Genomic DNA, 13,728 nt, shown 5'->3' with positions numbered 1-13,728 from the left:
GCGTTTCGCGCGCATCGGCCGGACCGACCCGTCAGGAGTCGGTCCAGGTGCCCACCAGGGCGACCGTGGAGACCCCCGGTCCGAAGGCCACGAGCAGTGCCGTGGCCCCGTCCCGCGGCGGCTCGGCGAAGGTCTGCTCCAGCACGTCGAGGACCACGACGGCGGCGGTGTTGCCGCGCCGGGCCAGCGAGTTCTCGCTCAGCTCGAACATGGCCGGCGGTATCCCCAGCCCCTTGCTGACCTCGTACATCACCCGCGGTCCGCCGGTGTGGCTGATGAGGACGTCGGGCTGCGGCGCGAACGCGGCCGTCTCCTCCTGGAGCCACCGCTTGAGACGGGGCATCGATTCCGCTATCACCCGCGATATCCGAGGGCTGGTGTCGAAGTGGAACCCGAGTTCGTCCACGTCGTAGGAGATGTGCGCCAGGGTGCCGGGCGCCATGTCCTCGTACGAGGCGTCCAGCCGCAGGCCGGGCCGGTCCTCCCGCACCACGCACGCGGCGGCCGCGTCACCGAAGAGCGCGGTGGAGACGAAGGAGGCGATCGTGTCGTCGTCCGGCTGGTACGACAACGAGCACAGCTCGACCGCGACGACGAGCGTCACCGATCCCGGGCGGGCGAGGGCCAGTTCGCGGGCACGCGCCAGCGCGTACGCGCCGCCGGCACAGCCGACGTGGCCGAAGGCCAGCCTGCGCACGTCCCTGCGCAGTCCGAGCCGGTTGGCGATGTGCGCGTCGAGGCCGGGCAGCAGATAGCCCGTGCACGACACCAGGATCAGCTGGTCCACCTCCTCCAGGGAGGTCTCCGCGGCGGCGAGGGCGCCCTCCGCGGCCCCGGCGCCCAGATCCGTACCGGCCTCCGCATAGCGGCGCATGCGTTCGCCGAACGATCTGCGACGTGTCACCTCCTCGAACGGGTCGACGAGCGATCTGGTGCGCACCGAGGTGTTGCGCATCAGCTGTAACGCCGTGCCGATTCTGGGGTGTCCCGCGTGCTGCCGTCCCATGTGGGACACGACGTCATCGAGGGTGGCGCGGTGCTCGGGCAGGCGCAGGACAGGGCGACAGACGGTGGACACGGTACTCCCGGGGAAGGAAAGCGTGACGGGTCAGGTGATGCCGGAAGCCAATCACGCAGGTCGGAGCACGTCATCACGCACCGTGTTACAACTTTCTTACGCGGCGCCCGGTCCGGGCCGGGGCGCCCGCCCGGCCTCGCCCGCCGCCACCCGGGGCAGCATGAACCCCGCCGACGGGCGCTGCCCGAACGGCCCGGCGGCGGGAAGGCGTTCGATGGCCATGATGGCCACGTCGTCGTCCAACTGGCCCCCGGCGTGCACGAGGAGGCTGTGGTGGATGTGCTTCACGAGCCGTCGCACGTCGGTCTCGCCGGCTTCCTGCCAGGCGGCGACGCTCTCGGCGAGAGGGTAGAAGCGTCCTTCGCGGTCGCGGGTCTCGACGACCCCGTCGGTGTAGAGCAGCAGGACGTCGCCCACCCGGTAGGGGAACGTCTCCGACGTGTAGTCCTCCTCCGTCAGCGGGCCGCTCAGGCCCAGCGGCAGGGCCGGGTCGGTCACGTCCAGGGCCGTGACCTCGCCCCGGCTCAGCAGGAGCGGGGACGGGTGCCCGCAGCTGACCAGCCGGATCAGCGGCTGGTCGTCGGGGATGTCCACGACCGCGGCGGTCACGAAGCCCTCGCCGTCCGCACGGCCGTGCGGGTACTCGGCCATGTCCCAGTACACGGCGTTCTGCAGATGCGCCACCAGCCGGGGCAGTGGGGGATTGCGGTGCGCCGCCGCGCGGAAGGCGCCGAGCAGCAGGGCGGCGTCCCCGATCGCCGCGAGGCCCTTGCCGCGCACGTCGCCGATCATCAGGCGGGTGCCCTGCTCGGTGCGCGCGGCCGCGTACAGATCGCCGCCCATGCGGGCCTCGGCCTCGGCGGCGGCGTAGAGCGAGGCGATCCGCAAGGGGCCGATCCGCTCCGGGACCGGCCGCAGGAACACCCGCTGCGCGACCTCGGCCACCCACTGCGCCCGGCTCAGCTGCCGCTCGTGACGCTCGTGGACGCGGCGGAAGAAGACCAGGAAGACGGAGATGAGCAGGAGGGCGACGACCTGCGCCTGGTGGTTCGGCGTGGTCAGGCCGCCGTGGAAGATCCCGACGACCACCTGGGCCGTCACGGCGAGCGCCCCGACGGCGGCGGTGAGCGCCGGGCCGCCGATCGCCGCGCTGATCGCCGGGGCGGCGACCAGGAGCGGTCCCAGGTGGATGTCGGGGGGCGTCAGGAGATCGACCACCACGACCAGCGCGATGATGCCCAGCGGCACCCAGACCAGGGAGCGGCCGGCATGCCGCCACTGGCCGGATCCGAACCGTCTCCGCGGAAGGGGCATGGTTCCTGCTTACCTCCTGAGCGCGCCCGGCGCCCACCGGGGCCGCCCGCGCCGCCCGCGGTGTCAGGCGGTCGCCGGGGCGACCGCCCTCGCGGCCCGCCGCCGCTCCGCCGCGGCGGCCACCGCCAGCAGCGCCGCGCCGGCGACCAGCCACAGCGCCAGCGAGACGAGGCGGCCGCCGAAGCCCGCGCCGCCGTCGAAGTAGAGCAGGCTGCGCACCCCCTCGACGAAGCCCGCGCCGTTCCAGAAGGCGTGCAGGGCGCCGAAGAACCCGTTCTGGAGCTCGGGCCGGAAGACGCCGCCCGAGGAGGTGAAGTTGAGCATCACGAACAGCACCACCATCGCCAGCGTGGTCCAGCGCTTGAGGAAGGTGTGCAGGCCGATGCCGAAGGTGATGACGCCCGCCGAGTAGAGCCAGGACATGGCCCACACGGTCGCGTAGTCGTGGTCGACGATGTGGAAGACCGGGGCGGCCAGCACGATGCCGATGACGCTCACCGCGAGAGAGGCCGCGAGGCCCGCCGCCGCGCGCAGGCCCGGCCTGAGCGCCGCTCCGGCCGCGCCGATGGCGGCCACGCTGCCGTACGAACCGATGCTCAGCGCGACGAGCAGGAAGAAGATGCCCTGGCCTGTCGGGTCGCCCTCGGTGAGCGGCGAGAGGTCGGTGACCTTCAGGGGCACGCCCTGCCGGTCGGACACCGAGCGGAAGACGGTCGTGACCGCCACGGCGGTGGTGTCGGAGTTGGCCTTGGCGATCAGCGCCTCGGGGTGCCTGGCATCGGGGACGTAGGCCCCGGCCAGCTCCCGGTCCTCCAGCAGGCCGACCGCCTCGCGGCGGTCGGCGACCGTGGTGACGTCCAGGGCCTCGCCGGCCCGCTCCTCGATGGTCCGGGCGAGCGCGTGCGCCTGCGCCGAGCCGCCGACGACCGCGACCTTCATGCCGTGCGGCTCCGGTGCGTGGAAGGCGCCCAGGTAGGCCAGCCCCATGCCCAGGCACATCAGGAGCGGGGTCAGCAGGTGGACGGCGACGTGCTTGAGGTGGTGGCGCGGCCCGGGGGCGGCGTGAGCTGTCATGGGGTGGGGGACTCCTCTGTTGGTAAATACAACCAATTACGGATGTATTATGCAACTGAATAGGGAGGAGTCGCGATGCCCGACCGCGATGTGACGATCAGCACCATCCAGCGCGAACTGACCGCGTTCGCCCGGCGGGCCCGGCACAAGGCCGCCCAGATCCACCCGGAACTGTCGCTGGTGACCTACAGCATGCTCGACCACATGGACGCGAGCGACGGCTGCCGCGGCACGGACCTGGCCGAGCACTTCCTCCTGGACAAGTCCACCGTCAGCCGTCAGATCGCCGTCCTGGACCGGCTGGGCCTCATCGTCCGCGAGCAGGACCCGGAGGACCGCCGGGGCCAGATCCTGCGCCCGTCGGACGGAGGACTGAGGCTGCTCGCCGAGGCGCACCGGCAGCGCCGCGCCGCGTTCGAGGAGCGGTTCACCGAGTGGGACGACACCGACCTCGACCGCTTCGCCGGCTACCTGCTGCGCTACAACGCGGTCAGCTGACACGACCACCCTTCGCCCGGCCGCACCGGGCGGTAAAGCGGTGGACTTCCCACGGGGGCCGGGCGAGCATGACGCGGTGCAGCCACTGAAGATCATCGCGGGTGACGCGACCAACCCCCAGGCCAAGGGCCCGAAGGTCATCGCCCACATATGCAACGACCTCGGCGGATGGGGCAAGGGATTCGTCCTGGCGATCTCCCGCCGCTGGCCCGGACCGGAGCGCGAGTACCGCCGCTGGCACCGCGAGCGCGCGGGCAATGACTTCGCCCTCGGCGCGGTGCAGGTCGTCGAGGTCCGTCCCGACATCCGGGTCGCCAACATGGTCGCCCAGCGCGGTATGAAGACCGGAAGCGGCGGCCCGCCCATCCGCTACGACGCCCTCGAGCGCTGCCTGCACGCCGTCGCCGAGCACGCCCTCGAGCACGGCGCCTCCGTTCACATGCCCCGCATCGGCTGCGGACTCGCCGGCGGCAAGTGGGAACGCATCGAACCGATCATCAGCAGGACCTTGAGCGCCCGCGACATCGCCGTCACCGTCTACGACCACGCGTGAGACGGCGGTCGGCCCAGGGGTGGTGCGGGAGGCCGGCGGCGCTCCCCGAGCGCCAGTGTCCGCCGTTGCCGTACACCCGCGCCCCAGGCGATCATGCATTCCATGCATAGTGAACTTTTCGCTCACGAGAACATGGCCAAGCCCGCCGCCGCCCCCGGCATGACGGTCCACAACGCCAAGTCGATCGTCTACGCCGTCAACGGCGAGTGCTACGCCCGGCAGGGGTCGATGGTCGCCTACCGCGGCGATCTGCGGTTCGAGAAGCTGGGCCAGGGCGTGGGCTCGTTCATCAAGCGGGCCGTCACCGGCGAGGGGCTGGCGCTGATGGCCGTGCGCGGCCGGGGCGAGGTCTGGTTCGCGCACGAGGCCGCCAACTGCTTCGTCGTCGACATCGCCCCCGGCGAGAGCCTGACCGTCAACGGCCGCAACGTCCTGTGCTTCGACCCCACCCTCTCCTACGAGATCAAGGTCGTGAAGGGCGCGGGCATCAGCGGCGGCGGCCTGTTCAACAGCGTCTTCACCGGCCACGGCAAGCTCGGCGTCATATGCGAGGGCAACCCCATCGTCATCCCCGTCTCCCCGCAGTCCCCGGTCTATGTGGACACCGACGCCGTCGTCGGCTGGTCGGCCGCCCTCCATACCTCCATGCACCGCTCGCAGAGCCTCGGCTCCATGCTGCGCGGCGGCTCGGGCGAGGTCGTCCAGCTCAAGCTCGAGGGGGAGGGGTTCGTGATCGTCCGGCCGAGCGAGGCGAAGCCGCAGCAGCAGAACGGCTGAGCACGCCCTGCGGTTCAGCGACGGACGACGAGGCCGGCCGCTCGCCATGTGATGGTTTCGTGCCAAAGAACAGATTGCCGGATACGTCGGGAACCCAGGGCCTCGGTTCGCTCATCCGGAAAGACGGAACTGATCCTCTTGTCCCCCTCGGGGCAGCAGCAGCCGGAGCAACGCGATGACGAACACACCCACCGGGGCGGCCTACCGGTCACGGGGCCACCGACGTGCATCCCGCGCCAGACGATGGCTGGTCGTGGTGGCCTCCCTGGTCGGGCTCGGGCTGATCGCCTGGCCCGTGATGAGCTACTACGAGATACCGCCCTTCACCGACAAGGGCGACCCCGTCAGCTACGACGGGGCGAACGGGTCGAACGGATCGAACGGCGGCAAGGCAGGCGACTCCGGCACCTTGATGCCCACGGGGCCGAAGGCCGGCTTCAAGAACGTCAAGACCCTGGGCGACGGCACCCACGTCAGCGTCGTCACCCTGGAGGGCAAGAAGTCCGGCTTCAAGGGCAAGGTGTGGGTCTGGGCGCCCAAGGAGTACACGGACGACCCGAAGTTCGCCGCGAGCGGCTTCCCCGTCATGATCGCCCTGCCCGGCGGCCCCGGCCACGACGGCAACTACTGGTCGCTCGGCGAGTTCGGCAAGGACAAGATCTCGCTGGAGAAGAGCGTCTCCAAGTGGTATCAGGAGGGCAGGAGCAAGCCGTTCCTGCTGGCCATGCCGATCCTCAATCCCGGCCCGGACGACAAGGGCATCTACTGGGACGGCAGTGACATCCCCGGCCAGCCGAAGATGGGCACCTGGCTGACCGAGGACGTACCGGACCTGATGAAGGCCAACTTCCGCACCATCAAGTCCCGTGACGGCTGGAGCTACATGGGCTCCTCCACCGGCGGCTTCGCGAGCCTGAAGGCGGTGCTCAAGCACCCGGACAAGTTCAAGACCGCCATCGCCAACGGCCCGGACATCGTCCCCGACTCCCCGCTGTGGAGGGGCCACGAGAAGGAGAAGGCGGAGAACAACCCCGAGGTGCTGGCCCAGCAGCTCGCGGCCGCCAAGGGACCGGACGTCTACATCGCCTTCCAGTACGGCACGAAGGAGAACAAGACGATGATCGACAGCGTGAAGAAGTTCATGGCCACGTACGGCAAGGGGCCGGTCCACACCCAGCTCTGGGAGATACCGGGCGGCACCCACAACGGCGCCACCTACCTCTCCAACATGGCGGACCCCATGAAGTGGATCAGCGACCGGATGGCGGGCCCGACGCCCTCCTCCTGACCCGCCCGGACCCCGCTGCTGCCGGGGCCCCTCCGCCCCGGCCGGTGGAGGGGCCCGGTTTGGCGGACGGCGGGGAGATCCGTGTAATGTTCTCTGTGTCGCCGGGGAAACCGGGCGAAAACAGAACAAGGGGCTATAGCTCAGTTGGTAGAGCGCCTGCATGGCATGCAGGAGGTCAGGAGTTCAATTCTCCTTAGCTCCACAGCGAAGGCGAGAGGGGCCGTCAGCGATGACGGCCCCTCTCGCCGTTCACGCGCGTGCCCGACCCTGCCCCAGGCTCTTCCACACCCGCGCGAACAACGCCGGCAGCGGACCGGACGGCACCGCGGCCATGTGGGACGTCGACCGGTGTTCCCGGGCCAGCGGCAGCACGGCGAGCTTCGACGACTCGACGGGCAGGCGCGGCGCCTTGCGTTCCTGCCAGGCACCCGGCAGGAAGAGGGAACGGCCCGCCCGCGCGCGGTCGGCGCGCACGACCAGGCCCGGCGCCCCGGCCAGTTCCGCCACCGCCGCCTTGAAGCGGGCCGGCTTCCAGCCCGTCCACACCTTGACGTTGCGATCGGTCGGGTCCGGCAGGGCGAGCAGCATCAGATACAGCGCGGCGGCGTCCTCACCCAGACCGCACACCTCGGCACACTCCTCGACCAGATGCGGCACCGAACGTCCCGGGTGCTGCTCCCAGCCCGGCTGCCGGTTGCCGTCGGCGGCCAGGTGCTCCCCGAGCGCGGCGAAGTCCTCGCTCAGCAGCAGCCGCAGATCCGCCACGGCGGGCAGCCCGGACGAGCTCGGCAGCCACTGCGAGGGGAGCGGGGTGTCGAGGTAGGCGTCCAGGGCGTCCAGCAGCGGGTCGTCGGCACCCTTGAGCAGGGCGGGGTCCACCCGCAGGTGGCGCATGGCGTGGCTGACGTCGCTCACCTCCGAGACGGCCGGGTGGGCGGTGAGGGCCTCGGTGGAGGGCGCGGAACCCATGAGGTAATTGCTCTGCAGCGAGAAGAGGGTGAGCGGGCCGGGGCCCGAGGCCAGTTCCTCCCGCAGCCGGGTGACGGCCGCGCCGATCGCCGGGCGCAGCGGGTCGCCCGCCGGGGTGCGGTACGCAAGCCAGGCGGCGATCCTCGGCAGGGCCAGGGGACGGGGCTCGCCCGCCAGGCCCGAGGGGTCGGCGTCGAGGCAGCCCGCGCCGGCGGCGACGCGGCCGGTGAGCGCCGCGAGCCGCAGGGCCGGCCACCAGCCGTCCTCGCTCCGGCGCCAGGCGTGTGCGGCCTCGCCCTTGGGCGCCTGCGTCTCCTTCGCGGCGAGCGGAAGGAGGGCGGTGGGCACCGGCAGAGGGCGGCCCAGCTCGCCCAGCCACCACGCGGCGGCCCGGTCCACGTCGGGGCCTGCCGTCCACAGCTGCTCGGGGTCGTCGGGCAGCAGCCTGTCGTAGAAGGCGGTGACGGCCTCCGGAGGGAGGGCGGCGGTCAGCGCGGCCACCGCCTGATCGGCCTCCGTCTCCCGGATCCCCCACGGCTGAAAGTCGTAGTAGCGCTGGCCAGGGGTGTAGGGGCCCGCTTCCGGCACCTGGTGCGCGGCGGCGGGGACGTACGCCATCAGCAGGACGGTCGCCTCCACCACGGACAGGCCCAGCCGCTCGGCGAGGGCGCGGGCGAGCTCGGGGCGGGCCGGCGCGGGGCCGTGCTCGCGGTAGAGAGCGGCGAAGCGGACGAACCAGCTGCCGGGGCGCCGGGGCTCGAGCACACAGGCGCGGGTGAGCTTCGCGCCCGACGCGGCCAGCGGACCGTCCTCGGGGAACACACCGTCGGGCGCGTACTCCCACAGGGTCCGCTGAGGGTCGGCGCCACCGCGGCTCAGGACGAGGGCGGCGGACGTGGCCGTCCTGAACGCGCTGCCGGAGACCGGATCGCGGACCGGATCACGGTCGCCCGGCACCTCGCAGTCGACGACCCGCCAGCGGCCGGGCTCGCCGGAGACGAACGGGTAGGCGGCGTACTTCAGCAGCGCCCGCGCCGCGTCGCCTCCCGTCCCGGTGCGGCTGGCCGACGAGACGGCGCACAGCGCGAGGGCCACGGAATCGGCGTGCGTGCGGCGGAACCGGAAGGAGCCGACGATGCCGTCGAACTCGGCGCTGGGCCGGGACAGGTCGCCTGCCCAGACAGGGCCGTCGGACGTCGCCAGCTCCATCAGCCGGCGGCTCGCCGCCACCTCGGGATCGTCCGTCCGCGTCTGCGGCGCCGGGCTCCTCTCCTCCTCGGCGGGTGAGAAGCGGCTGACCAGCCGCTCGAGGCCGGCGCGGCAGTTGACGGCCTGGACCAGGGCCTGGGCGGCCGGCCGGCGGTCCGCCTCGGCAAGCTGCGGCAGCGCTGCGGCGAGCACCGTGCGGTTGCTCACCCGGTCACCGGTGGTCTGCTCGGGCCGGAGCCGCCGCAGCAGCTCCTCCGCTTGCGCACGCGTGACGCCCTCGGGCAGCTCGGCCATGACCAGCGGCAGGACGTCCACCGCCGCGAACTGGGCCGCCGCCCCGGCGTCCTTGAGCAGCAGGTCCACCGCCACGCCGACGTGCACGAAGCGGCCCAGCAGCAGGACCAGCCCGTCGAGGTCCACGCCCCCGCGTAGCGCGGCGCGTTCCCGCTCGCACCAGGCGCGCAACTCCTCGTGCCCGACCGGGTTGTCGAACAGCTGCGGGATCCGCTGCCAGCCCTTGGTCTGCTGCGGCTCGTACCAGCGGTTGGACGCGGTGTCCACGATGGTCATCTCCACAACGGCGCGCAGCCGGGCCCGCAGTTCGCGCGCGAAACGCTCGTCCGCGAGCAGGTAGGTGAGCTCCGGCCGGCGGTCCGCCGTGAGGGACCGCAGGGAGGCCGGCCCGAGAGCCGCCGGCGGATCGGCGACCGGAACGCCGCGCTCGAGCAGGAGGTCGATGAGGTCGAGCGGCGTCTTCCCGGTGTGCCGCACCTCCATCCGGGAGAAGCGGAACTCGACGGGGACGCCGTCGGCGGCCAGGCGGGGCGCGATCCTCTCGGCCAGCTCGTACACGACGGCCCACAGGACGTCCCGTTCACCGCCCTTGAGGGCGCAGTCGCTCAGCCAGGCGGCGGCCTCGCCGTCGGGCAGACCCGGGACCTCGCCGGTGAGCAGCGCCAGCGCGCCGGTGCGCTCGAGGAGCTTCGGCCACAGCTCGCGGCTGTCGCCGAAGCGGCCCGGACGCAGCCCGAGCACCCGCCGGGCGGCCTCGGGGCCGCGATCGACCAGCAGGTCCATGGCCCGGCCCTTGAGGCAGTCGGTCCAGAACTTCTCGTCGGACAGCGACACCGGGCCGGACGCGAAGATTTCCGAGAGCAGCGTGGCAAGCTCCCGTTCGGGATCGAGGCCGGCGGCCTTGGCGAGCTTGCGGACGTCGACGGCCAGCTGCGGGTAGGCCTCGCCGGTCGTTCGGGCGTGACACAGCGCGACCTCGCGGAAGCGCCGGAGATCGGCCTCGGTCGTCACTCCCGCGACGGACAGCTCGCGCGCCCAGGCCCGCAGGGCCGTCGCGGAGAGGACGCCCTTCCCGGCCCAGGCGAGGTAGCGGTCCCGCAGCCATGCGGGGTCGGGCTCGAGCATCTGCAGGCGCTCGGTCTTGCGTGCACGTCCGAACCAGGCGGTGGCCGTGGGCTTGTCGTTCTCGCGCAGGGCGAAGTCGGCCATCTCGTCGAGGAGGGAGACCAGCAGGGCGGGCGCGGTCGTCTCCAGCGGGAGCAGGACCTTGTTGACGTCGTCCTTGAAGACGTACTTCCAGTTGATGGTCTCGCGCTTGAGGGCGTGGAGCTTCTGGGCGGCGAGTTCCTCCCGGCCCGGGTGGGCGGCGATCACCCGCTCGGGGAAGGGGAGCTCACCGTCGGAGCGGTCCGGTATGCCCGTGGAGAAGAGGCCGTCCGGCTCCCACCCCTCCTCGCGCATCAGCAGGTCGCGGTAGCGGATCAGCTGCTCGGGAAGCAGCTGGGTCACCGTGCGGCCGTCGAACCCGGTGTAGGTACGGGCGAACAGCCCGCCCTCGCCCGGATCTCCGGTGAGCTGGACGCCCTCGTCCGCCAGCGCCTCCCGCCACTGGTCGTCGGCGTCCGCCAGCGCGCGGGGGACGCTCACGCCCTCCGACGCCCACTCACGCGCCCGGTCGCGGCACGTCTCGCGCTGCTTCCTCAGGTGCTGCTGAGCGCTGACCATCGCGCCGAGGCCCGGTGCACCGGAGATCCGATCGGGAAACTGCTGGAGCTTCCGTCCTCGTGGATTGCGGTAGACGATGTCCAGATCGTCCGTCAGCTCCGCGGTGTAGCCGTCCTTTTCGACACGCCGACCCATGGTCCTTCTCCCCGTTGCGTTGATCGTCGGGCCACACCCTACGGGCCACCACTGACACCGCCGGCCCGGGGCGGAGCCAACCATTCCGCGCGCAACGGATCCCGTCCCGGGGCGTTACACCAGTGCGGCGCGAGAGTGCGCCGGCACGGGGGACGAGGAACGGCCGGGGGAGATGACGGACGACCACCACGGGCCGCGGCGCGGATGGACGCGGCTGAGCGGCCACGCCGTCCATCGCGGCGAGCACCTCACCCTGCACCGCGACCGGGTCCTGCAGCCCGACGGCGCGGAGAGCACATACGAACACCTCACGATTGCCGACGGCGCCAGGATCGTCGCCGTCGACGCGAGCGGCCGGGCCGCGCTCGTCGAGGACGCCTGCTACCCGCTGGGGGAGCGTCTCCTCCATGTGCCGGGAGGGGCCGTCGCCGAGGGGGAGTGCCCGCGGGCGGCGGCGGGTCGCGAGTGCGAGGAGGAGACGGGCTGGCGCCCGGCCACCCTCCGCCTGCTGACCACCTACTATCCGCTTCCCTCGAGGACGTCCGCCGTGACCCACCTCTACCTCGCCACCGACCTGCACCGCGGCGAGGTGCGCAGGGATCCCGCCGAGGCCGGCATGACCGTGCGGTGGATGCCCCTCGCCGACGCCGTGAGTGCCGCGCGGTCAGGGGCCGTTGCCGAGGCGGGCAGCGTGATCGGCCTCCTGCTGGCGGCGAGCGTCCTCGCGCTGCCGTGACCCACCGGCCGCACGCTCTCCCTCTCCCCTCGCGTTCCCTGTGACGTCGCTCCTTGCGCCCGTCGGCGGCCCCTGAGTGAATGCGCAGGGCATGACGTGCGTGCCGGGCAGGGGAGAGCAGTGATCCGGATCCATTTCACGGCCGACGACTTCGCCCGGGTCCGCCTCGCCTCCCGGCCGGCCCCGCTGCAGGAGCTGAACACCGTCTTCATGACGCTCTTCCACCGTGACGACGACCTGCTCCTCGGCCACTGGAGACACCGGCTGCTGCGCTCCCTCCCGGCCGCCGCCGAGCCACTGGGAGACCTGGTGCCCGCCGGACAAGCCCCCCATTTCCTCGACGAGTTCAGCGACGACCTGGGGGAGGGGCTGGACTCCGTACGGGCCTCGAGCCCGCGGTTCGTCCGCTCCGAACTCGAGCGGGTGTACGCCAAGTCCCCTGTCCCCGCGCCCCGGTGGATCCGCGGCCTGCACCGCGGGGACGCCGACGCCTGGCAGGTACTGCGCCGCGCACAGCACGCGGCCTTCGAGACCGCCCTGCGCCCCGTCTGGTCCCTGGTGCAGGACCTGCACCAGGCGGAATTCACCCGCCACGCCCTGACCGTCGCCGAGCACGGCATCGGCACGGCCCTCACCACCCTCGTCCCCGGCAGCCGGTTGCACGACGGCGTCTGGGGCCTCGAAGCACCCGGCGAGCGGGACGTCCACCCGCGCGGCCGCGGCCTGGTGCTGCAGCCCACCTTCCACTGGACCGGCCACCCCGTCGTGGCCGACCCGCCCGAGGGCCCCCTGTACCTGACCTACCCGGCCGGTCCCGGCCTGCCGCCGCAGCCGGCCGGGCCCGACGGCAGCGACGACGCGCTGTCCGCGGTGCTCGGCCGCAGCCGCGCCGACATGCTGCTCCTGCTCGCCCGGGAGCACACCACCAGCGAGCTCGCCCGGCGACTGGGCGTCAGCAACGCCACCGCGTCCGCCCACGCCACCGCGCTGCGCCGAGCGGGACTGATCAGCACGGTCCGCGCCGGACGGGCCGTCGCGCACCGGCGCACCGCCCTGGGCAGCCTGCTCGTCCGGCGCCGCGACGGAACGCCGGCTTGAGCTGCTTGTTCCCCGGCGAACCGCTACTCCTCGATCGCCCCGCCCACGCGCCGCAGGTGCTGCCGGAAGCTGTACGACGGGTCGGCGGCCCGCCGCGCGAGGTAGTCGTCGAAGGCCGTCTGCCGGCGCAGGGTCTCGCCCGCGCGGATCCTGCGCGCCTGGTCGCGCTCGGTCCGCCGGATCCGGTGTGCCGTCTCCAGCACCGCCTCGGCGTGTCCGGCGCCGATGAACAGCACACCGTCGTCGTCCGCGAAGACGATGTCGTCCGCGCTCACCAGGTGCGGTCCGCAACGCGCCGTCTCCAGGGCCTCGGGCTCCCGCTCGTCCAGCCGCATCGGGCCGGGCGGGAAGCTGCCGTAGCTGAACACCGGAACGCCGATCTCGACGAGCTCCGGAGTGTCGCGGTGCAACCCCCACACCACCAGCCCCGCCAGCCCCGCCGCCTCGGCCTCCAGGACCGCCAGGTCGCCGACGCACGCCTCGTCCTGCCGCCCGCCGTTGTCGACGACCAGGACGTCACCGGGCCGCGCCCGGCCGAAGGCCTCCAGGAACACGTCCACGCTGCCGTAGTGCCGCGCCGGCAGCACACGCCCGGCGACGCGCTGTCCCGGGACGACCGCGCCGATGCCGGGCGGTGCGGCGCGCAGCGGTACGTTCTCGCGGACGCAGGCGTCGGCGAGCAGGGGTGTGGACAGATCCGCGAAGGCCTTCAGCATGGCGGGATCCTACCGGCGAGGGCCCCCAAGGCCCCCGTCGCGCCGGTCACTTGATCGCGTCCGTCGCCTCACGCCGTCGGTCACTCCACCGCGTCCGTCACTGCGCCTGGCCGAGGGCGAGGGCGGCCTTCTTCACCGCCGAGGCGACCGCCTCGGTCGCTCCCGGGTGGAAGACGCTGGGGATGATGTAGTTGGCGTTGAGTTCGTCGTCGGTGACGACGTCGGCGAGGGCGGTGGCGGCGGCGAGCATCATGTCGGTGTTGA

11 protein-coding genes and 1 tRNA gene are annotated in these 13,728 nt (G+C 72.4%); 7 read left to right on the top strand and 5 right to left on the bottom strand.

All coding sequences use genetic code 11. From position 1 onward, the window contains the following. Positions 1 to 31: 31 nt before the first annotated feature. The 3 genes from ACIG36_RS11200 to ACIG36_RS11190 all read right to left on the bottom strand — a co-directional run bounded on the left by ACIG36_RS11200 (position 32) and on the right by ACIG36_RS11190 (position 3,466). A complete protein-coding gene (locus tag ACIG36_RS11200) occupies positions 32 to 1,078 on the bottom strand; it encodes a type III polyketide synthase (RefSeq protein ID WP_399925438.1) in 1,047 nt (348 codons plus the stop codon). A 96-nt stretch (positions 1,079 to 1,174) separates the two neighbouring features. Next, a complete protein-coding gene (locus ACIG36_RS11195; protein ID WP_399925436.1) occupies positions 1,175 to 2,392 on the bottom strand; it encodes a PP2C family protein-serine/threonine phosphatase in 1,218 nt (405 codons plus the stop codon). A gap of 63 nt (positions 2,393 to 2,455) precedes the next feature. Then, positions 2,456 to 3,466, bottom strand: coding sequence for a hypothetical protein (locus ACIG36_RS11190; protein WP_399925434.1), 1,011 nt, complete (start codon positions 3,464 to 3,466; stop codon positions 2,456 to 2,458). Positions 3,467 to 3,541: 75 nt separating this feature from the next. Here ACIG36_RS11190 and ACIG36_RS11185 point away from each other — a divergent pair, with 75 nt between their 5' ends. The 5 genes from ACIG36_RS11185 to ACIG36_RS11165 all read left to right on the top strand — a co-directional run bounded on the left by ACIG36_RS11185 (position 3,542) and on the right by ACIG36_RS11165 (position 6,784). Further along, positions 3,542 to 3,964: a MarR family winged helix-turn-helix transcriptional regulator gene (locus tag ACIG36_RS11185; RefSeq protein ID WP_399925432.1), complete on the top strand. Its 423-nt coding sequence runs from the start codon at positions 3,542 to 3,544 to the stop codon at positions 3,962 to 3,964. A gap of 76 nt (positions 3,965 to 4,040) precedes the next feature. Continuing rightward, positions 4,041 to 4,517 carry a macro domain-containing protein gene (locus ACIG36_RS11180; protein ID WP_399925431.1) on the top strand — a complete coding sequence of 159 codons (477 nt, stop codon included), beginning with the start codon at positions 4,041 to 4,043 and terminating at the stop codon, positions 4,515 to 4,517. Between the two features lie 102 nt (positions 4,518 to 4,619). Then, positions 4,620 to 5,294 (top strand): AIM24 family protein, encoded by a 675-nt coding sequence (locus tag ACIG36_RS11175; protein WP_399925428.1) that lies wholly within the window; start codon positions 4,620 to 4,622, stop codon positions 5,292 to 5,294. A gap of 247 nt (positions 5,295 to 5,541) precedes the next feature. Then, positions 5,542 to 6,582, top strand: coding sequence for an alpha/beta hydrolase (locus ACIG36_RS11170; protein WP_399926433.1), 1,041 nt, complete (start codon positions 5,542 to 5,544; stop codon positions 6,580 to 6,582). Between the two features lie 129 nt (positions 6,583 to 6,711). Then, positions 6,712 to 6,784 (top strand) — tRNA-Ala (locus ACIG36_RS11165). A gap of 47 nt (positions 6,785 to 6,831) precedes the next feature. Here the strand turns inward: ACIG36_RS11165 and ACIG36_RS11160 are convergent. Then, positions 6,832 to 10,914, bottom strand: coding sequence for a hypothetical protein (locus tag ACIG36_RS11160; protein WP_399925427.1), 4,083 nt, complete (start codon positions 10,912 to 10,914; stop codon positions 6,832 to 6,834). A gap of 172 nt (positions 10,915 to 11,086) precedes the next feature. On the opposite strand from ACIG36_RS11160, the gene ACIG36_RS11155 reads away from it, so the two are divergent. Beyond that, complete coding sequence (locus ACIG36_RS11155) at positions 11,087 to 11,650, top strand: NUDIX domain-containing protein (RefSeq protein WP_399925425.1); 564 nt, start codon at positions 11,087 to 11,089, stop codon at positions 11,648 to 11,650. A gap of 120 nt (positions 11,651 to 11,770) precedes the next feature. Continuing rightward, a complete protein-coding gene (locus ACIG36_RS11150) occupies positions 11,771 to 12,748 on the top strand; it encodes an ArsR/SmtB family transcription factor (RefSeq protein WP_399925423.1) in 978 nt (325 codons plus the stop codon). A 23-nt stretch (positions 12,749 to 12,771) separates the two neighbouring features. Here ACIG36_RS11150 and ACIG36_RS11145 read toward each other — a convergent pair whose 3' ends face one another. Then, positions 12,772 to 13,464: an RraA family protein gene (locus ACIG36_RS11145; RefSeq protein WP_399925421.1), complete on the bottom strand. Its 693-nt coding sequence runs from the start codon at positions 13,462 to 13,464 to the stop codon at positions 12,772 to 12,774. Between the last annotated feature and the right edge of the window lie 264 nt (positions 13,465 to 13,728).

The organism is Streptomyces sp. NPDC053048 (genome assembly GCF_044547045.1).
Classification (GTDB): Bacteria; Actinomycetota; Actinomycetes; order Streptomycetales; family Streptomycetaceae; genus Streptomyces.
Note: the sequence above shows the minus strand (reverse complement) of the source record. Positions and strands in the feature narration are given on the sequence as shown.

What these genes read in the sequence shown, in the direction of transcription:
- ACIG36_RS11160 (WP_399925427.1), bottom strand. Translation starts at nt 10,914, where the DNA reads ATGGGTCGGCGTGTCGAAAAGGACGGCTACACCGCGGAGCTGACGGAC.
- ACIG36_RS11190 (WP_399925434.1), bottom strand. Translation starts at nt 3,466, where the DNA reads ATGACAGCTCACGCCGCCCCCGGGCCGCGCCACCACCTCAAGCACGTC.
- ACIG36_RS11185 (WP_399925432.1), top strand. Translation starts at nt 3,542, where the DNA reads ATGCCCGACCGCGATGTGACGATCAGCACCATCCAGCGCGAACTGACC.
- ACIG36_RS11175 (WP_399925428.1), top strand. Translation starts at nt 4,620, where the DNA reads ATGCATAGTGAACTTTTCGCTCACGAGAACATGGCCAAGCCCGCCGCC.
- ACIG36_RS11145 (WP_399925421.1), bottom strand. Translation starts at nt 13,464, where the DNA reads ATGCTGAAGGCCTTCGCGGATCTGTCCACACCCCTGCTCGCCGACGCC.
- ACIG36_RS11155 (WP_399925425.1), top strand. Translation starts at nt 11,087, where the DNA reads ATGACGGACGACCACCACGGGCCGCGGCGCGGATGGACGCGGCTGAGC.
- ACIG36_RS11195 (WP_399925436.1), bottom strand. Translation starts at nt 2,392, where the DNA reads ATGCCCCTTCCGCGGAGACGGTTCGGATCCGGCCAGTGGCGGCATGCC.